Source organism: Paenibacillus sp. P4_E11, from assembly GCF_056401635.1.
Window position 1 is genome coordinate 72,797 of sequence record NZ_JBFUIX010000012.1, and the last position, 21,016, is coordinate 93,812.

At 52.1% G+C, this 21,016-nt stretch carries 18 protein-coding genes and 1 rRNA gene; 11 read left to right on the forward strand and 8 right to left on the reverse strand.

The annotated features are described in order from the left end of the window. Window positions 1-5 precede the first annotated feature (5 nt). Both AC1DWB_RS07655 and AC1DWB_RS07660 read left to right on the forward strand, forming a co-directional pair. Window positions 6-1,400: a GldG family protein gene (locus tag AC1DWB_RS07655; RefSeq protein ID WP_477540449.1), complete on the forward strand. Its 1,395-nt coding sequence runs from the start codon at window positions 6-8 to the stop codon at window positions 1,398-1,400. Beyond that, window positions 1,397-2,308, forward strand: a complete 912-nt coding sequence (locus AC1DWB_RS07660) for a DUF4340 domain-containing protein (protein WP_477540450.1) — start codon at window positions 1,397-1,399, stop codon at window positions 2,306-2,308. Before AC1DWB_RS07655 ends, AC1DWB_RS07660 begins: the two co-directional genes overlap by 4 nt. A gap of 265 nt (window positions 2,309-2,573) precedes the next feature. Here the strand turns inward: AC1DWB_RS07660 and AC1DWB_RS07665 are convergent, their stop codons facing one another. Both AC1DWB_RS07665 and AC1DWB_RS07670 read right to left on the reverse strand, forming a co-directional pair. Beyond that, window positions 2,574-3,395 carry a VOC family protein gene (locus AC1DWB_RS07665; RefSeq protein ID WP_477540451.1) on the reverse strand — a complete coding sequence of 274 codons (822 nt, stop codon included), beginning with the start codon at window positions 3,393-3,395 and terminating at the stop codon, window positions 2,574-2,576. 105 nt (window positions 3,396-3,500) lie between these two features. After that, complete coding sequence (locus AC1DWB_RS07670; RefSeq protein WP_477540452.1) at window positions 3,501-4,319, reverse strand: MerR family transcriptional regulator; 819 nt, start codon at window positions 4,317-4,319, stop codon at window positions 3,501-3,503. A 230-nt stretch (window positions 4,320-4,549) separates the two neighbouring features. Here AC1DWB_RS07670 and gap point away from each other — a divergent pair, with 230 nt between their 5' ends. Next, window positions 4,550-5,599: a type I glyceraldehyde-3-phosphate dehydrogenase gene (gene gap / locus AC1DWB_RS07675; protein WP_477540453.1), complete on the forward strand. Its 1,050-nt coding sequence runs from the start codon at window positions 4,550-4,552 to the stop codon at window positions 5,597-5,599. 66 nt (window positions 5,600-5,665) lie between these two features. Here the strand turns inward: gap and AC1DWB_RS07680 are convergent, their stop codons facing one another. Then, a complete protein-coding gene (locus AC1DWB_RS07680; protein WP_477540454.1) occupies window positions 5,666-6,277 on the reverse strand; it encodes a class I SAM-dependent methyltransferase in 612 nt (203 codons plus the stop codon). Between the two features lie 160 nt (window positions 6,278-6,437). Here AC1DWB_RS07680 and AC1DWB_RS07685 point away from each other — a divergent pair, with 160 nt between their 5' ends. Together AC1DWB_RS07685 and AC1DWB_RS07690 are read left to right on the forward strand one after the other, a co-directional pair. After that, window positions 6,438-7,367, forward strand: coding sequence for an acetamidase/formamidase family protein (locus tag AC1DWB_RS07685; protein WP_477540455.1), 930 nt, complete (start codon window positions 6,438-6,440; stop codon window positions 7,365-7,367). Window positions 7,368-7,398: 31 nt separating this feature from the next. After that, window positions 7,399-8,466: an ATP synthase beta subunit C-terminal domain-containing protein gene (locus tag AC1DWB_RS07690; protein WP_477540456.1), complete on the forward strand. Its 1,068-nt coding sequence runs from the start codon at window positions 7,399-7,401 to the stop codon at window positions 8,464-8,466. On the opposite strand, the gene AC1DWB_RS07695 is transcribed toward AC1DWB_RS07690, so the two are convergent. The 4 genes from AC1DWB_RS07695 to AC1DWB_RS07710 all read right to left on the reverse strand — a co-directional run bounded on the left by AC1DWB_RS07695 (window position 8,427) and on the right by AC1DWB_RS07710 (window position 11,947). Continuing rightward, window positions 8,427-8,957, reverse strand: a complete 531-nt coding sequence (locus AC1DWB_RS07695; RefSeq protein WP_477540457.1) for a dihydrofolate reductase — start codon at window positions 8,955-8,957, stop codon at window positions 8,427-8,429. The genes AC1DWB_RS07690 and AC1DWB_RS07695 overlap by 40 nt on opposite strands. Before the next feature lie 102 nt (window positions 8,958-9,059). Beyond that, window positions 9,060-9,854 (reverse strand): thymidylate synthase, encoded by a 795-nt coding sequence (thyA, locus tag AC1DWB_RS07700; protein ID WP_477540458.1) that lies wholly within the window; start codon window positions 9,852-9,854, stop codon window positions 9,060-9,062. 277 nt (window positions 9,855-10,131) lie between these two features. Continuing rightward, window positions 10,132-10,380: a hypothetical protein gene (locus AC1DWB_RS07705; RefSeq protein WP_477540459.1), complete on the reverse strand. Its 249-nt coding sequence runs from the start codon at window positions 10,378-10,380 to the stop codon at window positions 10,132-10,134. A 205-nt stretch (window positions 10,381-10,585) separates the two neighbouring features. Next, window positions 10,586-11,947, reverse strand: coding sequence for an ABC transporter substrate-binding protein (locus AC1DWB_RS07710; protein WP_477540460.1), 1,362 nt, complete (start codon window positions 11,945-11,947; stop codon window positions 10,586-10,588). A 191-nt stretch (window positions 11,948-12,138) separates the two neighbouring features. Here AC1DWB_RS07710 and AC1DWB_RS07715 point away from each other — a divergent pair, with 191 nt between their 5' ends. Continuing rightward, window positions 12,139-13,020, forward strand: coding sequence for a helix-turn-helix transcriptional regulator (locus AC1DWB_RS07715; protein ID WP_477540461.1), 882 nt, complete (start codon window positions 12,139-12,141; stop codon window positions 13,018-13,020). 164 nt (window positions 13,021-13,184) lie between these two features. On the opposite strand, the gene AC1DWB_RS07720 is transcribed toward AC1DWB_RS07715, so the two are convergent. Continuing rightward, window positions 13,185-13,970 (reverse strand): DeoR/GlpR family DNA-binding transcription regulator, encoded by a 786-nt coding sequence (locus AC1DWB_RS07720; protein WP_477540462.1) that lies wholly within the window; start codon window positions 13,968-13,970, stop codon window positions 13,185-13,187. A gap of 341 nt (window positions 13,971-14,311) precedes the next feature. On the opposite strand from AC1DWB_RS07720, the gene AC1DWB_RS07725 reads away from it, so the two are divergent. The 5 genes from AC1DWB_RS07725 to AC1DWB_RS07745 form a co-directional block, all read left to right on the forward strand. Then, window positions 14,312-14,983 carry a PspC domain-containing protein gene (locus AC1DWB_RS07725; RefSeq protein ID WP_477540463.1) on the forward strand — a complete coding sequence of 224 codons (672 nt, stop codon included), beginning with the start codon at window positions 14,312-14,314 and terminating at the stop codon, window positions 14,981-14,983. A gap of 257 nt (window positions 14,984-15,240) precedes the next feature. Then, a complete protein-coding gene (gene pcrB / locus AC1DWB_RS07730) occupies window positions 15,241-15,933 on the forward strand; it encodes a heptaprenylglyceryl phosphate synthase (RefSeq protein WP_477540464.1) in 693 nt (230 codons plus the stop codon). 47 nt (window positions 15,934-15,980) lie between these two features. After that, the gene (gene pcrA, locus AC1DWB_RS07735) at window positions 15,981-18,356 is read left to right on the forward strand and encodes a DNA helicase PcrA (RefSeq protein ID WP_477540465.1); all 2,376 of its coding nucleotides are present in this window, start codon (window positions 15,981-15,983) and stop codon (window positions 18,354-18,356) included. Between the two features lie 137 nt (window positions 18,357-18,493). After that, window positions 18,494-20,530 carry an NAD-dependent DNA ligase LigA gene (gene ligA, locus AC1DWB_RS07740; RefSeq protein ID WP_477540466.1) on the forward strand — a complete coding sequence of 679 codons (2,037 nt, stop codon included), beginning with the start codon at window positions 18,494-18,496 and terminating at the stop codon, window positions 20,528-20,530. Window positions 20,531-20,833: 303 nt separating this feature from the next. Further along, window positions 20,834-21,016, forward strand: a 16S ribosomal RNA gene (locus tag AC1DWB_RS07745); the annotation flags it as partial.

The following is a 21,016-nucleotide window of genomic DNA, read 5'->3' on the forward strand; positions in this document are numbered from 1 at the left end:
ACGAAGTGAATAAGTGGATACGGGGTACGAACGCAGCGGTGCTGTCGTTGGCGGTGATCGGTATTTTTATTGTCGCTACGATCTTCCTGAGCTCAATCAAGGGCACCCAGTGGGATTTGACCAAGAACAAGCAATACACGTTGTCGGAACAAACGATAAGCATGCTGAAGAAGCTTGACAAAGACGTGAAGATTACGGCCTTTACCGGAGTGCAATCTCAGAGCGACAGCATCATGAACCGGGAAGTCGTAGACATTCTTAAGGAATACCAGAAACGCAACAGCAAGATTACGCTGGAAGAGATCGATCCGATCAAGGAACCGGCCAAGGCGAACCAATACCAGATTGACTCTGTCGGCACAACCGTGTTCGAGAGCGGCGGCAAGACGGTGAAGGTGCACAGCTATGAGCTATTCCAGCAAGGTTCTTCGGAGAGCTCCTACCAATTCACGGGGGAAGAAAAGTTTACGCAGACGCTCATGCGCATGGACTCTGATGTGACACATCCAGTGTACTTCCTAACCGGGCATAACGAGCTGCCGTCTGGTCAAATGTCGATCTTCCGCTCCTCCTTGGAAGGCGATGGGTACACGCTGAAAGACTTGAACTTGTTCAAGGAAGGCAAAATTCCAGACGATGCAGAAGCGGTGTTCCTGATCGGACCGCAGAATGACCTGGATGAAAAGGAAGCGACGGCCCTTAAGGAGTATGTCCAAGGTAAGGGCAAGCTGTATATCGCGGCGGGCTACGCCAAAGATTTGACCAAGTGGAAAAACACCAACGATCTGTTGGCAGCCATTAATGTCAAGAACCCGAATGCTATCGCATTGGAGAGTGGCCGGACAACGCTAACCGATTCGCTTACGATCATTCCGGAATACGGCTCCCATGAGATTACGAGCGAGCTGTCCTCGCAAGACCGCGTCACGATCCTACCGCTGGCGCTTGTATTGCAAACCGATACGGCTAATACCGACTACCGAGCGAACGCGTTGCTCAGTACGACAGATAAGGCGTATGGCGAAACCGATCTGGCGACGTTGACGACTTCAAATAAGACATCCAAGGGAGATACGGATCTCAAGGGACCCTTGGACTTGGCTTATGCAGTGCAGAATAAGGACAATAAGCCGAAGGCGATCGTTATCGGGAATGCACAATTCCTCATGGATCAGCTGATTAGTCAACAAGGCAACCGGGACTTCGCGTTAAATGCGGTCGGTTGGTTGCAAGAGCAGACCGATATGGTAACGATCCGGCCGCGTGAGCAGTCGCAAGTGCAACAAGCGATGTTGATGCCAGGCGATGGCAACAAAATATTTTATGGCTCCGTTGTAGGAGTCCCGCTGTTGTTCCTCGTCATCGGCGGCGTGATTTGGTGGAGGAGGAGAAAAGGATGAAGCGATTCGTACCGACGATCATCCTGGTCATCGTGTGCATCGGGGCGTTCTGGTATGCGTCCAGTCAGTCATTCTTCAAGAAGGCCGAGGAGTCGACGGCGAAGCCGCTTGTCACGGTCAAAAAGGAAGACATTACTGCTGTTAAGCTAAAGACCGGGGCGGATAACATCGAGATGGAGCTGAAGGACGGGAAATGGACGATGTCCAAGCCGCAGGCTATCCCGCTCAGTTCATTCGAGACTGACACGTGGGCGTCCTCGTTCGTTACTTTAACCCAGGAAGGCGAAGTGGATGCGAATCCGACGGACTTGTCCGGGTTCGGGCTGCAGACGCCAGCGCAGGAGTACGAGGTGACACTGAAAGGTGGCTCCGTGAAGACGGTTCAAGTCGGGGCACCGCTCCCGATCGCCGGGTACTACTATGTGAAGCTGAAGGATGCACCGAACGTGTACAAAGTTAGCGAGACTGCGATTCAAGGCTTGGCGAAGACGCCGATGGACTTCATGGAGAAGATGCCGATTGCAGTTACCTACAGCGATGTTCTAAGTGTATCACTGACGTGGAATGGAGCGAGCAAATCCTTGACCAAGTCCGACCCGGCGAAGACAGCCAGCGAATCTGCGTGGAAGTTCGGGGATAAGGAACTGACCGGATCGGAGGCTACGTCCTTTCTGGACCAAATCCTGCTTCTGTCGACCGATCAACTTGCTAAGCCGTCGTCGTCGATCAAGCTGGATAGTCCGGAGCTGAAGTTGGAACTGAAGCAGAAGAAGGATGGCAAAGATTCGACGGATGCGTATACGGGTAAGGTGGACGGGGAGACGGTCTGGATCGTCAAACAAGGCGATACGTGGGCGTACGGAGTTCCGAAAGCCTCCGTGCAAGATTTGTACGATGCTTTGAAATAAGGGTTTGGGTAATAAAATAGCAGGCGGGCCCCCATTTGAGGCGGGGCCCGCCTTTTACTTTATCCTAAGGCTGTCGAGTTAATGCGGATACGGGGAGTGGAAAGTGAAAAAGAGGACCCCGGCGAGTTTTGGCTTGAACCTCCTACCGCTAAAGCCCTTATACAATCAAGGGAGGTTCAAACAAGATGTTTGAGCAAAAAGGGGTCCTTTTTCACTTGGAACGGCCGCCTTAGCTTCTATTGACAGTGAATCGACAGCCTCCGTCCTACATCTTGCCGCCACGCACGTAATAATACAGCATCAGCCTGTTACCGTCAGGGTCATGGAATGTGAAATCGGCCATACCGGAGTCGCTGCGGATTTCCCCGAAGATGTCAGATGCCTCAATACCGTTAGCCCGGAAGTGTTTGTGCGCCGACCGCAGTGAAGGTTCACTATCGGTCATGAACATGGGTAGTACCGTCTCATTCATCTTGTGTGATGGTTGTGTGTTAGCTTCGGTTTGCACCAAATAGACAGGTAGCGGCGTGAGCACGGGACCGTTGTTCACATGTCGGCTTCCGTTATGGAGAAGGATATGAGATGCATGGGATTCGGTTGGCTGTGGAACCATCCTCAGATAGCGGGAGTACCAGTCTACCGAACGCTTCAGGTTGGAAACGCCAATCTGTAGGTGCATCCAAATAAATCGATGGTGCGATGGATAGTGATCGAGTAGCTCCTTGCGAGCTTGCACTGCGGTATGGGTCGTTCCGCATGGGTCCTTGAAGTCGAATGACCGTCCCCCCGGACCGATGTACAAGTCGGATACTTCGACACCGCTCTGGCTAAGCTCGGAGTAAGTACGTTCAATGTCCGGTGTATCGAAGCTGAATTTCAGTCGGATTCCAATCGTAGTGGGCCGCTCGGGGTTCTCGATCTTCAAGGTGAACGAGTTGCCGCTAGGAAAGTTCAGAATGACCATTTCCCGCCAGTTCCAGGCCACTTCTACCCCCATATGTTTGCAGTACCAATCGATGATGACATTCCGGTCCCCCCGGATATGGATGAAACCGCCGTCGAACTGTTCTACAAGGTACGATGTCATAGTTGGATTCCTCCGTTTACTGGTGTCGATTCCCCATTAGTATAAAGCTTCAAGTAACTTGAAGGTCAAGCAGCAAAATTCACGTGATCAGGATAGGTTGCAAGACTATGCTTGTGCTTGTTGCACGACAGGGATTAGCATCGTGAACGTATCCGGATTGGGCAAATATCGCTCCCAAGGATCACCAGAAGGACGATAACCGTAAGTGCGCAGCATTTCATAAATGGGACGGCACGAGAAGCGGGTAGAACGGTGAAGATCCAGTGTCACGAACAAGGTGGGTGGAAGCAGGTCTATACGGACGGGATGTTCAGGCAGCTGTCGATCTACAGCGGGAGAGCGATCCAGCTTGAAGCCGATCTCGCCGTGGAGCAGCCTGTTCTCGACATTACGGATGCAGACGAACCCACTGCCGGGCTTTAGGGTATATCCAGTCTGTCGCATGATCCGTTCCGCTTCCTTGATTTCCGACTCGATCAGGAGGTTGCTTTCCTTGGATTGAAAGCCGATCCACACCATCGGCGTTTCCACTTCCCAATATTCGAGATGAATCGAGGCGTCGTGATGGCCTGGTTGTATCCCATCCAGATACTGCCGTGCGATCTGGACGGAAAGCAGCTTGAGTGAAGCTTCTTCCCGCCATTTGACGAGCAACGCGCTACGTTGTTCTTGCTCTGCATGCAGGAAAGCAGCAATGTCCGTCATGCTCACGCCTGCTTGCCTTAAGCTTTGAATCAACCGTGCTTGCGGAATTTGTTCCTCCCCATATAACCGATAACCGGCAGAGGTGCGATGAACGGGAATGAGCAGACCTTCGCCTTCATAGTAGCGCAAGGTTGAGGCGGGAAGTCCTGTCCGCGCGGCGAATTTGCCGATGTTGTACAGGGGAGGCTGATCATGTAGTTGTCGTAATTGCTCGCTCATAATGGTCACTCCGTCCGTTGGGTTACGTGTATCCATTGCTATTCGAGGCCGCCCAGGGGTATCCTGCTAACTGGATTCAACGAAGTTATATATGAGACATATATGGAGGTTTATCGCAATATTAATACGTACTAAATGGAAATAGACTCTAAATATATTGCGTCATAAATGATTCGGGTATATAATATATACAAATCGAGCAATGAGACGCGAATGAATGGGGGCCGAATATGAAACAGAGCATTGCGATAAGCGGCATGGGTAGAATCGGAAGATTGCTGCTGCGGCGGGCATTTACGAAAGGCTTGGCGTATGCCGAGATTCAGGCGATCAACATTACGAGTCCGATCGAAACATTAGCCCATCTGCTGCAATATGACACCGTACATGGCAAATGGGATGTGGACATAGCGGTGGAGGAAGGACGAATCGTCATTAATGGTCATCCGATCACCGTCCTAATGGAGCGTGATCCATCGCAGCTCCCATGGAAACAGCTAGGAATTGACGTTGTTGTGGATGCGACAGGTCAATACAACGATCGTTCAGGGGCGAGCAAGCACCTGCTGGCAGGAGCTGGAAAGGTCGTGTTAACCGCGCCTGGGAGCGGAGTAGATGTTACGGTCGTGATGGGGGTTAATGAAGCCATGTTCAAGCCAGAGGAGCATGCGATTATTTCGACAGCCTCCTGTACAACGAATTGCTTGGCTCCGATTCTGCACATTCTGGACGAAGCATTCCACGTAGAGAACGGTTGGATGACCACCGTGCACGCCTTTACGAACGATCAGAATCATTTAGATAACACGCACAAAGATTTGCGTCGGGCGCGAGCATGTACCCAGTCCATAATTCCAACCTCTACAGGGGTCGGGAAGGCGCTAGCTGGTGTCTTGCCTCATCTGGCTCCCAAGATTCAAGGCTTGTCACTGCGGGTGCCTACACAAGACGTGTCGCTGGTCGATCTGACAGCGCAACTGGAATACCCGGTCTCGGTGGAGGATGTGCGATCCGTGTTCCGTCAAGCAGCCGAAGGCACATTCGCGCCGTATGTGGAATTCAACGAGCTTCCGCTTGTCTCAAGCGATTACATCGGCAATGAGAAGTCCGCGATCATCGACGGATTGTCTCTGATGGCTTCCGGCAATCAAGTGAAGTTACTCGCTTGGTATGACAACGAATGGGGTTACGCGTCCAGGGTTATTGATTTTATCGAATACGCGGCGAGCTTCCATAAGGGAAGCCAGGAGGGAAGATGGAGCGAAGCAGTAGCTACTTAACCGGATGGCCGGTCGGCCATCCGCGTTCGCTCCTGATAATAGTGACTTGCGCCAATGTACGGACGATCAGGCTAGCACCAGCGACTGGAAGTGGGGGCTGCCTTCCGCTTGGGGGATCGTCTCGAAGCTTACGACCCGGAATACTTCCTCTACGGCCTGCAGCAGATTCGTATCGCTATACATGGCGAAGAAGCGCTTGGGCTCGTAATGGTCCTTCTCCCACACCCCCTCGGAGTCCTGCCCGCCGTAAACGCCCATGAAGAACAGACCGTTCGGCTTCAGAACACGGCGAATCTCCTTCAGCACGACAGGTAGTTCTGCCTTAGGGAGATGCAGCAGGCAGTTCAACGCGTAGATGCCATCGAACGAAGCGTCCGGGAACTCAAGCTGCCGGAAATCCATGACCCGGGCATCTAATCCCTTGGAGCGGCACAATCGGACCATCTCGGGGGATAGATCGGTACTGGTGACACTCAAGCCCTCATGCTTGAAGAAGTAGCTGTCCCTCCCGGGACCAGCGCCTAGCTCCAGCAGTGTCCGGGCTCCTTCTTCTTGAAGAAGCTGAAGATAATCGCTTCTTACGCGGATCTTCCAATCGCTTATATCCATGCCGTCGCGCTCTTCTGCGCGTTCGTTATAGGATTGCACCAGTTGTTCTTGTGTCGTGGATTCCATCATAATTCATCGCTCCTTTAAGTAAAGAATGACTCATATGCCTTATCATGACACGATCATTTGTTCGTGTCAATTTTTATTTTATGACGAGATATTTCATTTTAGAGTAATTAATGATACTCTATAAAGTAATAAATACTATTATTTTAAAGGAGGATGTTACATGGCTATTTATTCGATTTTCCCTGAAAGAGCAACTCTGCACGGAACTTTTTCCCGAGATTATTCTTCCGTACTGACAATTGAATCCGGAGATACGGTCCGATTCCAGACGTTGGATGCAGGTTGGGGCTTGGGGCCGTATACTTCACCGGGTGTTCGGGATAGGTTTCCTAGAGAAGGCCCTCGTGATCGGGGTCACGCTCTATGCGGACCTGTTGCGATCCGGGGAGCAGAGCCTGGTATGACGCTTGAAGTCCGGATCAATGAGATACGTCCTGGCAGTTGGGGATGGAGCGGTGGAGGCGGCTATGCACATCCGAATAACGAGTGGCTTGGGATTGCGGATGGACAAGAGCTTCACTTGAATTGGCAGTTAAATGAGAGGACAATGGTTGGAACAAGTGATCGGGGACACAAGGTGGCGCTTCATCCGTTCATGGGCGTTATGGGCATGCCTTCCGATGAAGATGTCGTGCACACATCATTCATTCCCCGTCCGAATGGAGGAAATATAGATTGCAAGGAGCTGGTTCAAGGCTGTACATTATATTTGCCAGTAGCGGTCACCGGTGGGCTGTTCTCGGTTGGAGACGGTCATGCGGTCCAAGGGGACGGGGAAGTCGGAGGGCCGGCTCTGGAGTGCCCGATGGAATTAGTGGACCTCACATTTCGGGTGCGGAATGACATGCCGCTTACGATGCCCCGGGCCAAGACGGGTTCATCCTGGATAGCGTTCGGCTTTCATACGGATTTGAACGAAGCTAGAATGATTGCATTGGCTAATATGTTGGACCTGATGCACGAACTATATGGGTATGAGCGAAAAGAAGCGATTGCCCTTGCTAGTCTCGTGGTGGATTTAAGAATTACGCAGATTGTGAACGGCGTACAAGGTGTCCATGCAGTACTGAAGCACGGATCGATTCGATAAACCATGTAAGCCAAATGGAGGAAACCAAGATATGAACGAAGACATACAGCTCAACGTCCCCTTACTGAAACGACGTGTGCCGAATTTAACATCAGCCGCAAAGGCAGTCGGACTAAGAGCAGCCACGGTTTCGAATTTGTGCACAGGTAAGATTCCCGTAGGAAGAGCAGAAGTACGCACGCTTGCCACACTGGCATCTCTGGCCGGTTGTACGATGGATGAGTTAATCATTCGCGGCGGCGGAGCGGGCATGATGGAGACGGGCATCAAGTGCCTGGACTTGTTCGCCCCACTCGTTCGCGGCGGGACGGTCGGCTTGGTGGCGCGTCCAGGAATGGGGCAACTCGTTACGCTGCAAGAACTTATGCGACGAATGAAGCAGCAGGATGTGGCGACGGTATTCTGGGCGCCGAACAAGAAGGACAAGGCGGTCATGGAAGTGATGGAAGAGGCGGAGGCTACAGGCCATACGCTCGATGAGGTGTATCATCAGGTACGCTCCCTGCGGGCAGAGCGGGATGTTCTGCTTGGCGCGGATCGGGAAGTGGTCGTATCCGGTGAATGGTTCGAACTGCGGGAACGCTTGCTGGAAGCGGGGGCCCGCCATGTCACACTCGTCCTGGTCGACACTCGTGGGGAAGCGGTTGATGTAGAATCACCTTACGGTCCGTTGGATACGCTATGGCGGTTCGACATGGAGCTAATTGCACGGGGGTATTATCCAGCGGTCGATCCGGTATCCTCCACTTCCGTTCTATCAGAAGGGGCGTATCTGGATACCGCACATCTCACCATTCAGCATCGAGCGAGGAAGCTGCTTCGCCGCTACAGGGAGCTTCGTTCCCTTGTACAAGCGCGCGGGATTGAGAAGCTCCCGGAGACGGAAGCTTCTGTGTACCGGACGGGGGAACGGCTGGAGGCGTTTCTAACCCAGCCGTTCTATGTGGCGGAGCCATTCACAGGCCGGCGCGGCGAGTGGGTCGCTCTGGCGGATACGCTGGATGGCGTACGCCGTATTCTAGACGGTATTGCCGATCACTTGGAGCCTGCCCAACTGTGTTACTCGGGGCGGCTGGAGGCGGGGGCGACCCTTTCATAGACGGCGAACTCGTAGTGATATGGATTTTTCTCGTCAGTCAAGCCCGGTTCTCGGGACACTTTCGTCCACTCGGACAGATCGAATGCAGGGAAGTAAGCGTCTCCCTCGAATACATGATCAATTTCCGTAATATAGAGTCGGTCAGCGAAGGGTAGGAATAAGGAGTAGATCTCCGAGCCCCCGATGACGAATAGCGTTTCCTGCTTGGCGAGTTGCAGCGCTTCATCTATCGTATGGATCACGGTGCAGCCTTCCGCTTGGAAGGTTCGATCCCGTGTCAGTACGATATTATGCCTCTTCGGAAGAGGCTTCATGCTAAGCGAGTCATACGTCTTGCGGCCCATCAGAATGGCATGTCCGGAAGTCACGCGTCTGAAGTAAGCTTGCTCGGCCGGCAGACGCCAAGGCATCCCGTTATCTTGCCCGATCAGCCGATTGCGATCCATCGCCCAGATCATGGCGATCTCATTCTTGGTAGTATGGGTACTCATTCAACATACATCCTTTCTTCTATACGGACTCGTTGATCGTCGTCAATGAAGAAGACCTAAGGTTCCCCTTGGGTCTTCATTTCTTTTCTATGCGCAGACTACCTAAATTGCAATCGGAGCAATGATCCCGCGATGGTGCTTATAGTCGATGAACTCGAAATCTTCGAACGTATAGTCGAAGATAGTGTCCGGCTTCCGCTTGATACGCAACGTAGGTAGCGGGAAGGGTTCTCGGGCCAATTGACGCTCCACTTGCTCCGTATGATTGGAATAGATGTGCACGTCTCCGCCGTTCCATACCAGCTCCCCGACATCCAATCCACACTGCTCCGCGACCATATGGGTCAACAAGGCATAGCTGGCCAGGTTGAAGGGCAGGCCCAGGAACGTGTCCACCGAACGCATCTGGAACATGCACGACAGCTTGCCATTCGCCACGTAGAACTGGAAGGCATAGTGACAAGGCGGCAGCGCCATGCCGTCAACTTCCCCAACATTCCACGCACTGACCAAGTGACGTCTGGAGTCTGGATTGCGCTTGATCGCCTCGACCACCTTGCTGATCTGGTCGATCGTCTGCCCATCTGCTGTCCGCCATGTGCGCCATTGCGAGCCATAAACCGGACCCAAGTTCCCGTCTTCATCCGCCCACTCGTCCCAGATCGTCACGCCGTTGTCGGTCAAATACTTCGTATTGGTGGAGCCGCTCAGAAACCACAGCAATTCATAGACGATCGCTTCAAGAGACAGGCGTTTGGTCGTAATCAACGGGAAGCCTTGCTGCAGGTCGAACCGAAGCTGGCGGCCGAAGACAGAGGTCGTCCCGGTTCCGGTACGGTCTTCCTTTTGCACCCCGTTCGCTTTAATGTCTTGCAATAATTCCAAATATGCTTTCATCCGTATCGTCAACCAACCTTCCTCGCTAGAATCATTCTTCCATTATAGCAGGAAATTCCCTTGGGGGCAGTACGCAATAGTACAGGGTCCGGTCTGATTGATGACTGCTAGCAGAAACTTGTAGGGTTGCCATATAGGCATCCCATTGTGACAGCGGGGCTTTCCCCATCCCATCGGACCCTGTATACGCCAACGAAGACACAACCAATACAATTGGAAGTGTCTTCGGCAGTCTGATTAAGATTTTCAGATAATCCATAGGAATTATGGACTACTATTATCGCCCCTCTTCCCGCAACGCGGTGTTGATGTCCTGTCCGTCCTTGGCGATCTTGGAGAGGGCTGCGTTTAACTTGGTTGCCGCAACAACCTGATATTCGGTAATATTGGACAGCCAAGCATCCGATTCGAAACTCGCTTTGAATGTTTGGGGATCAATGAGATCGAGAGACAGCTGATTCACTTGCAAGTAAGTCAAATTATCGTTGGCGAAGCCATAATACTGCACCCCGCCGTCCTTCGTCAATTGACCACGAGATCGTATACTTCATCCGAGGTAATACCGTCTTTCGGATACGGTACAGCGAATTTGTCGAACAAGTCCTTGTTATAATATAAGAGTTGAACACCCTGCAGCGATCACGACAATGGATGCCAAGAGTAAGATCCATGCTACTGCTCTTCTGACCGTCACTGATTCCACCTGCTTTCATTGGATGTGATCGGCCAAATTATTGCTGTGCAGTGATCTTCTTGTTCACTTCTTCCGTTGTGGAGCGAAGCATCGTATTCAGGTCACTCTTACCCAGCACGTACTTATAGATCTGAGACTGAAACTCCACATTCGCGATGCTGTTGAATTTGGTCAGTAGACTAGGGGAAGCCGCTTGTTTCGGTAGGAACGCCTGCGAATTGCGACCCTTCAAGTAGGCTACGTCCTGACCGAGGGCGCTTCGCACCGCCGGACTGGTCACTACAGGCAGGAATCCTTTCTTTGCCCGTTCGGTCTGGAACTCGTCCCCAGTCAGCCAAGCAATGACCTGGAAGGCTTCGTCCTTGTGTTTACTCGTACTGGTGACACTGAAGAACGACGGATACAATTGAGATCCTACTCCCGGAAGATCGTTGTAGACCGGCAATGTTACGGCATCCAGATTCAGGCTGTTCGGACCCGGGTTCAGAAAGGAGGGGTCCACGGCGTTTACATACATAGCGGCCGTCTGGTCAACAGTAAAGGCCTTGTGCATGGAGGATAGAGTGATGGAGCTGGCATCTACCTCATTGCCCGGGATTTGGAAGAACCGTTGAATATTTCGCGAATGCTTACCCCATTTATCATCACTATCGAAGATGGCCTTGATCGTCTTAGGATCGATGTAGCTAGCCGAGAGTTGGTTAGTCAGAGCGAGATGTTCGAATGACACCACAAATCCGCGGTACGCAACTCCGTTGTCTGTTCGAGTCAATTTGCGGGCTAACTCATAAGTTTCGTCCCAGGTCATGCCATCCTTCGGGTACGCTACACCGAATTTGTCGAATATGGCCCGGTTATACACTAGGGTCGCCGCTGATGCGGTAACCGGCAACCCGTACAATCCTCCGCCACTGATCTGTCTCATGAGCTCGACCGGACCTTGCTCCAGCTTAGACAAATTGTAATTATTTTGTTTGATTAGCCCACTCATGTCGTACTGCAGACCGTTATTCAGTACAGTCGGAATAAACGAACTGACGGAAGTCATCAACACATCGATATTATTCTCGCCTGCAGCCAGCATCTCAGGCAAACCGTAGAACTTATCATTCACCTTAGTTCCAAATACGAAATTCACTTTAATGTTTGGAAATTTCTTCTCAATGGCATTCCCGAAAGGCTCCATGAACCATTCCTTGGATCGACCCGTTGACGGCTCTAAGAAAGTAAGCGTGATCGGCTCGGTATTTACCGGTTTATTCTCAATTGCACTGGTAGGCGACGCTTCACTCTGTCCTGTAGTGCCCGCCGCTTCTCCACCAGCTCCATTCCCACATGCAGTCAGCAGTGCTGCTGACAAGGACAATACCGTAAATAAATGTTTACTTTTTTTAACCAATCCCCTTCACTTCCTTCCTAAATATACACCTCAGGTTATCACTGCTCTTAAGTAGAAACCGCTTACATACGTAGTTTAAGTATAGATTGAATACAACTTGAACATATGTCATAATTTTATACGAATACTGTCATTTTTTGATAAACCAGAAATTTTTTTGGACTGTCAATCGTACTAGGAGGAGGATCAAGATGAACTGTATCAAGTACCCGGAGTACCAAGAGCATATTCGGGGGTTACAGATAATTCCCGGAAGGCGTAATCGGTTTTATGTGGATATCCAGACTTTGTCCTTTTCCAAATTGCATCACCACGACTACGCCGAATTGTCGCTTTTCGTTGACGGGGAAGGAATGGAGTTTATTAACGGCATAGGACATCGACTCCGCCCGGGCACGGTTTCGTTCGTTCTACCTCATCAAATTCATATTATCCGCAACGATCCTCTCCATCCGGTTCGCAAGTATCGCTGTATGTTCGATGTCGATCTCCTGCACCATACCATATGGAATTCGGAGATATCCCGATTGATGTACAGCATCGGATCAACGCTGCCTTCGTTTGTGGATCTACATGGCTACTCCGAGGAACGCTTGAAGATTGCTTTCGAGCATTTGCTTCATGAATACAGCATGCCTGACTCCGTAGTGAACGAAGCGATGATCAGCCTGAAATTACGCGAAACGGTGCTCGAGTTTATTCGTGCCGCTTCGGAAATCCCATCGGTGGTTGCATCCGAACGAGAAGATAAATCGAAATTTTGGGATATGGTTCAGTATGTGCATACTCATTGTTCTGACGATCTCTCTCTCGAGGAGCTCTCTCGCCAATTCCATTATAGCGTTCAGCATATTAGCCGTTCCTTCAAGGAACATATAGGCAAAGGCTTCCTGGAATACGTCCATGAGCTGCGCATTGCAAGCGCTGCCACTATGTTGACCCATACCAATATGCCCGTTACGGACATCGCCGTCGCCGCCGGCTTTGATTCTTTCCGAACATTTGCTCGGGTATTCCGACAACTCAAGGGACAGACCGCAAGTGAATTTCGCAACTCCATGGGTCAGGGGTAAGCCAGAATGAATTTGCCCACGATTCACATAGAAATAGACACCTCCCAATATCGTTTCGGGAAGTGTTTTATTGGCGGCACTTTTCACGGGGGTTCAGGAAGTACGCATCAAGGGCTAATCTTGACTCTCAACGAAGTTCAGGGGATCAGCCAATCGCGCAACGATCATTCCGCGCATATCCAGTTCACGTCGAAGCCTGTCAGGTACGCTTCCCATTCTTGGGGGACATTCACGTTACTGATCACGATATCGATTTCTTTCCAATCCGCAATCTTGTGGAACTGGACCGCACCGAACTTGGAGTGGTCCGTCAGCACGATGTTCGTCTTGGACTGCCCCATCATTTTCCTCGCCAATTGCCCTCGGTCCGGATCGAAGCTCGTGATGCCCTGCTCCATCATCATGCCGTCTATGGAAATGAACGCCTTGTCTGCATAAAAGCTTTCCACCATCTTCTCTGCAAAGCTGCCGGATACGCGGGAATGTAGAGCATTGACCCGACCGCCAATGAAGTAGATGTCCCCAGTGAACAGTTCCTTGTTCTTGTAATCAATCAGAAAATGCAGCGTAGGTACAGATACGGTGAGAACCGTAATGTTTTTTTTGCCCAGCAAAAAATGTACGACCTGCTGGGTTGTCGTTCCGTCATCGATATAAATGACATCATTATCTTCAATGAGCGAAGCAGCTGCACGGCCAATTCGCTTCTTCTCATCGGCATGGGTGATCTCCCGCTTGATATGAGGCGGTTCCTCGCGAGCCAGATCGACCTTAACCGCACCTCCGTATACCCGTTTCAGCAGGTTCTGCTCCTCAAGCTCCTCCATATAGCGACGAATCGTCTCCGAAGACACCTTCAGCTTGTCCACGAGATCATATGTTTTTACTTTTCCTTCGAGATTCAGCACATGCAAAATATAGTCCTTGCGTTCTTCACCAATCAGCGACACGGGTGCAGCTCCTCCTCCACGCTGAATTCAATCTGCTCCTTAATAATTATACCGTGTTTGTCCAGTCCTTTGAAGCTGGCAGAATGTTAGTAACGGCTGATCTATGCAAGTACGGAATTTTATATTAGTATGGTGCATATATGTCCGAATCCCCGACTATGGTCTAGTAGTACGACCGACCGGGGTCCATACCTTCGGAAGTCCTTATTCGATACAATGTAGACATAGCCAAGAAGCACAATGAACCTATTACTTCATTAATAAAACACGTTCCTTATAAAATCTTGTTAGGTTAGCTGGGTTTAGATTGACTTTGCGGAACTTGAAAGGGTGAACCGAAAATGACCAAATTATACCGATCGCGTAACGACTCCAAGTTGTTTGGGCTATGCGGTGGATTAGCACAACTCATCAATGTAGACTCCACGCTGTTGCGTGTTATTGTAGTCGTAACCGCTTTTTTCTCCGGCGGTACTGTTATTCCGCTATATTTCATCGCGTGTCTTGTTATTCCGAAAGAACCGGCCTTTGATTTCAACGGCCCGCAATCACATGATCCGTACTATGGCCCCTCTTCGACAAGAGGCACAGGTTATTATGGCAGCCATTCTGGCACAGGCCAGTACAATTCCGGTGCAGGCAGTCACTCGGCTGGATTCCAGCCGGGCGGATCGCCTCAGCAAGCCTATCAGGCTCCAAGCCCAGGCTCGCAAGGGTTTAACCCACAAAGTCAACCGGGCTTTCCTCCTCAAGGGTTCCAAAGTTCTAACGGTACGTCTGGACCTCAAGCTTTCCAAGGGCCGCAAGCAGCGCCAGGCTCACAGCCGTTTCAAGGGCCGCAAGGTTATGCGCAGCCGTCTTCCCCAGGTCCGACCGTTCCGCCCAAAGAGTCTTCCGTGGACGAGATGATGCGCGATATGGAGAAGAAGATGCTGCAACGGGAAATCGATGAGCTTCGGGCTAAGGTGGCACAATACGAGCAGCGCAATCGGCAAGGCGATGGCAACGATTAGCCATAAGCGGCCATGAGCACATCAACAAAAGTTTACAATTATCTATGATCGAAGCCGCGGACAGCGATTGAAGTCCGCGGCTTTTTTGCGTAACAGACAGAATCCGGATATTGGATTTGTTCATGACTAACGCATTGCGAACACACATTCGGTTTGCTATGATGAGAGTAATCGACAAGACCGTAGCTGGGATTTGACACCCTATACGGTCTGTCTTAGACTGAGAGTAACAGAACCACACAAGCGAGGTAGCCAAGTTGAGGATTGATATTAGTCGCTGGAAGCACGTATTTAAGCTCGACCCTGACCGGGAACTTACAGATGAAGCGCTGGAGCGGGTCTGCCTGTCTGGAACGCATGCGGTAATCGTGGGAGGTTCTTCCGGCGTAACGTTCGACAATACAGTCGATCTGCTTGCCCGTATTCGTCGGTATGAGTTGCCCTGCGTACTGGAAGTGTCGGACTTGGAAGCCATCGTGCCCGGGTTCGATCTATACTTCATTCCAATCGTACTGAACGCCGCTGACCCCCGCTGGATTGTTGGGAAGCAGATGGAAGCGATACGGGAATACGGGCCGATGATGCAATGGGACGATGTTATGGCGGAAGGTTATGTGATCCTGAACGGGTCTTCAACAGCGGCGAAGCTTACAGGTGCGGATACCGAACTTAGCATTAAGGACGTTGCGGCCTATGCGAAGCTATCTGAGCGGATGTTCAAGCTACCCGTATTCTACCTGGAATATAGCGGTACATTCGGAGATATGGAGCTCGTGCGGCGAACGGCTGCTGTGCTGGAGAAGTCCCGGCTATTCTACGGAGGAGGCATCGACAGTCTGGAACGGGCCCGAGAGGCGGCCAAGGCGGCACACACGATCGTGGTCGGCAACGTTATTTACGATCAGCTCGAGCGCGCGTTGGAAACGGTCCAGGTACTGGATGACGAGTAGTTGTGATCCGGTGTGCCGGTATTTAAAGAAAGAAAGGTTGTTGCTTAATGAATTCTACAATTGACATACACGGAGCCGTAGCCAAATTGAACCCCGAGCAGCAAAAAGCGACCAAAACCGTCGACGGTCCGGTTCTGATTATGGCTGGAGCGGGTAGTGGTAAGACGAGGGTGCTCACACACCGGATCGCCTACCTGATCGCTACGCGCAAGGCGGCGCCATGGAGCATTCTGGCCATTACGTTCACGAATAAAGCAGCACGCGAAATGCAGGAGCGGGTTTCGAAGCTCGTAGGTCCGTCTGCGGGAGATATTTGGGTGTCGACGTTCCACTCCATGTGCGTGCGTATTTTGCGGCGCGATATTGAGCGAATTGGCTTCTCCTCCAATTTCACCATTCTCGACTCAACGGACCAGCTATCCGTAATTAAGAATTGTATGAAGGAACTGAATATAGATACGAAGAAAATCGAGCCAAAGGCCGTACAAGCGGAGCTCGGCAACGCCAAGAACGAATTGCACACACCAGACCGGTATGAGCAGCAAGCTGGAAGCGACTATTTCCTGAGTAAATGTGCCCAGGTGTATAAGCTATATCAGAAGAAGCTGAAGAGCAACAACTCACTTGACTTCGATGACCTGATCATGAAGACGACCGAGCTGTTCAAGGCCGTTCCGGAAGTGCTGGAGTTTTATCAGAACAAGTTCCAGTACATTCACGTGGACGAGTATCAGGATACGAACCGTGCCCAATATATGCTGTGCCGGATGCTGGCGGACAAGCACCACAACATATGCGTCGTGGGGGACTCCGATCAATCCATCTATCGCTGGCGTGGAGCGGATATTACGAATATTCTCAACTTCGAGAAGGATTACCCGGAATCGACAGCCGTCTATCTGGAGCAGAATTACAGATCTACGTCCAACATTCTCGATGCAGCGAATGCCGTGATCAATAACAATACCGGGCGCAAAGCGAAGAAACTGTGGACTGATCAGGACGGGGGCGACAAGCTCCGGGTGTACTTGGCTGATTCGGAGCAGGCAGAAGGCTACTATGTGGCGAATGAGATTATTCAGAACCGCAATCGTGGGAAAATGAACGCCGACCATGCGGTCTTGTATCGAACGAATGCCATGTCACGGGTCATTGAGGAAATTTTTATTAAGTCCGACATCCCGTATCAAATCGTTGGCGGAATCAAATTCTACGATCGTAAGGAAATTAAGGATATTTTGGCTTATTTGCGACTCATTTCTAATCCGGATGACGATATTAGCTTGGTGCGCATCATTAATGTACCCAAGCGGGGAATCGGCGATACGACGGTTGACAAGCTGGCTGAAGCGGCGGGCAGTCGGGGGATCTCGATCTTCACAATGCTCGGCCAATTGGATGCTCTTGACTTGAGCGCCCGGTTCAAAAGCGCCTTGACTGAGTTCTACACTACGATGCGCAACCTGCATGCAATGGTCGAATACTTGTCCGTAACGGAATTGACGGAGAAAATGCTGGAATTGACGCGTTATCGGGAAGAGATGCAGCGGGAGAATACGATCGAGTCCCGGTCGAGGCTGGAGAACATCGAGGAGTTTCTCTCCGTGACGATGGATTTCGAGAAGCGCAATGAGGACAAATCATTAGTCAGCTTCCTCACCGATCTTGCACTCATCGCCGATATTGATGCGGTGGACAAGGACGAGGAGGAATCGAAGGACAACGTCATCCTGATGACGATGCACAGTGCGAAGGGGCTGGAGTTCCCTACCGTGTTCATTGTCGGCATGGAGGAAGGGGTATTCCCGCACAGCCGCTCGTTCCTCGACAACGAGGAGCTGGAGGAAGAACGCCGGCTCGCCTATGTCGGTATCACCCGCGCTGAGCGGCAGCTGCACTTGACGTGTGCGAGGGCGCGCACCTTGTACGGGAAGACGAACGCGAACTCGCCGTCGCGCTTCCTGAAGGAAGTGCCGGAGGCGCTGCTCGAGTGGGTCGGCGCCGGGCGCGAGGGCGGTGGCTATGGCGCCACCGGCAGCTACGGCGGCGGCTATGGCCGCGCCGCCGGCAGTGCAAGCAGCGTCGGAGCCGGGGCCGGGAACAGCGCCAGAGGCGCCTACGGCTACGGCTCCACCTATAGCGGCAGCGGGCCGTCGGCCGCTGGCAGCTTCGGCACCGGCGCGTCCGCTGCGGCGCGCGGGGTGGCTTCGGCCGCCAGCGGCAGCCGGGCGGCTCCAGGCGGTGCCGGCGGCGCGACGGCGGCCTACGGCACTGGCGACAAGGTGGCCCACGGCAAGTGGGGCACCGGGGTCGTCGTGGCCGTGAAGGGCAGCGGCGACGACACGGAGCTGCAGATCGCGTTTCCCGCGCCGGTAGGCGTGAAGCGGCTGCTCGCGAAGTTCGCGCCGATCACGCGCGTGTAGCGGCGGTTGGGGCGGTAGCGGCCGTATCGGCAGCAGCCGGCTTATACGCATGCCATACCGGCAATCCCTAACACACTAACATCCATGAGGTTACTCTCATCAAGCTAACATTCGAGAACGAGAGGAACGTGTATCCTATGTCAGAAGCAATGGAATCCGTGGACACCCTGAACAGCATGAAGCAACTCATCGAGGAGATCAGTCGGCACAATCATGCTTACTATACAATGGATCAGCCGACAATTAGCGATAAGGAATATGACGAGCTCTATGATCGGCTGGTCGCGATGGAGCAGGAGACAGGAATCACGCTGCCTCAGTCACCAACCCAGCGGGTTGGGGGAGAACTGCTGAATGGCTTCGAACCGCATAAGCACTTAGCTAGGCTATGGAGCTTGGACAAGGCGCAGAATCAGGACGATTTGATGACTTGGTATGCACGTGTCCAGAAGCTCGTGAACGAATACAACACGCGCCATCCCGAGACACCTCTACCGGAGCCTGCGTTTGCTGTGGAATTGAAGTTTGACGGACTTTCGCTTAATTTGACCTATGACGGCGGGCAGTTAGTTCAAGCGTCTACGCGTGGCAATGGTGTGGTGGGCGAAGGAATTCTAGCGCAGGTCAAAACGATCAAGTCCATTCCTCTGGAGATCCCGTTCAAGGATGGTGTGATTGAGGTGCAAGGCGAAGGCATGATGTTCTTGTCCGTCTTAGAAGCGTACAACAAGACGGCAGTTGAGCCGCTCAAGAATGCCCGTAATGCCGCAGCCGGAGCACTGCGCAACTTGAATCCGAAGACGACGGCGGAGCGCAAGCTGAACGCATTTATCTACAATATAGGTTACGCCAACGGGGTTCAATTCGAAGATCATCAGGGAATGATACAGTTTCTACGCGATAATCGGTTCAAGGTTAACCCGTATGTCCGATTCCTGAACACAATCGAAGAAGTGGCTGCGGAGTTGAACCATCTGGAATCGATCCGGCATACGTTCGATTATTTGATCGACGGGGGAGTCGTCAAGCTGACTGACATGCGGACCCGGGAAGTGTTGGGCTATACCGACAAGTTCCCGCGGTGGGCGGTGGCCTTCAAGTTCGAGGCTGAGGAAACGACGACGATTCTGGAGTCCGTGTCCTGGGAGATAGGTCGCACCGGCAAGCTGACCCCGGTCGCCACGGTAGAGGCCGTTGACTTGGCGGGTGTCACAGTCCAGCATTGCACGCTGAATAACATCGGCGACATCGAGCGCAAACGACTCAAGCACGCACTCGGTACGTCAGTCTTTATTCGCCGTTCTAATGATGTAATCCCGGAAATTCTCGGAAAAGTAACGGATGAAGACGATGGTGGCGAGATAGTAGCGCCAGATATGTGCCCAGCCTGCGGCTCAGTATTGGAGATGCGCGGCGCGCACTTGTTCTGTCCGAACCGACTCGGCTGCAAGTCGCAGTTGATCAGCCGCATCGCGCATTTCGCATCGCGTGACGCGATGGATATCGAGACGTTCAGCGTCATGACGGCGGAACAGCTTTATGACGAGTTGGACGTGCGCGATCCGGCTGACTTGTACGATCTACAATACGATGATTTGATCAAGCTGCAGCGAACCGGCGAGAAGAAAGCGAACAAGCTGCTCGAAGCGTTCGAGAAGAGCAAGGGACGCGATCTGCCATCCTTCCTGTTCGCGCTCGGCATCTCTAATACAGGGAAGACGACGACGAAGGTGCTGGCGGATTACTTCGGCAGTCTCTACGCTCTAATGGCGGCCACGCCGGAGGAACTGACCACGTTGCCGGACATTGGCGGCATTGTTGCGGAGAGCATCGTGTCCTTCTTCGCCGATCCAGTCATGCGGCGCAGTGTAGAACGGATGCAGGCGGCTGGCATCAACCCAATCGTTGAGCGGTCGGCAGCTCCAGTGAACACCGACCATGTGTTCTTCGGGAAGACGGTCGTTCTCACCGGTACGCTGGCGACACTGGGCCGCGATGAGGCTGCCAAGAGGCTGGAAGCGCTCGGCGCGAAGGTGACCGGCAGCGTGTCGAAGAAGACGGACTTCGTCATCGCAGGCGAAGCCGCAGGTAGCAAGCTGACGAAGGCGCAGGAGCTAGGCATCCGCATCATCGATGACGAAACGGAATTGCTGCGATTGCTCGAAGGCGTATAGATAATGAAGCAACAGCCCCTCCTGGCCATCGGTGAGGGGCTGTGCAATTGAAGGATTAGAGCCTATTCCGAACAGGAATTTATTACAAGATAATAAAGCGGATAAAAAGGTTGCTTTTCTATTTCAAACCTGTTAATATAAATTCTTGTCACCGACAAACTTCGATAAATAACGCGAAGTAATCGGGACCAAAGTTCCTTGAAAACTGAACAAATGAATGACGATGTATAGCGCTGATTAAGTGCAACAGCTCTTCGGAGCAAAACAAGCTAGTTAAGTTTATGAGCAAGTCAAATTTCTACCATTATGGAGAGTTTGATCCTGGCTCAGGACGAACGCTGGCGGCGTGCCTAATACATGCAAGTCGAGCGGATTCTTCCTTCGGGAAGGGTTAGCGGCGGACGGGTGAGTAACACGTAGGCAACCTGCCTGCAAGACTGGGATAACTAACGGAAACGTTAGCTAATACCGGATACACGGCTGGAT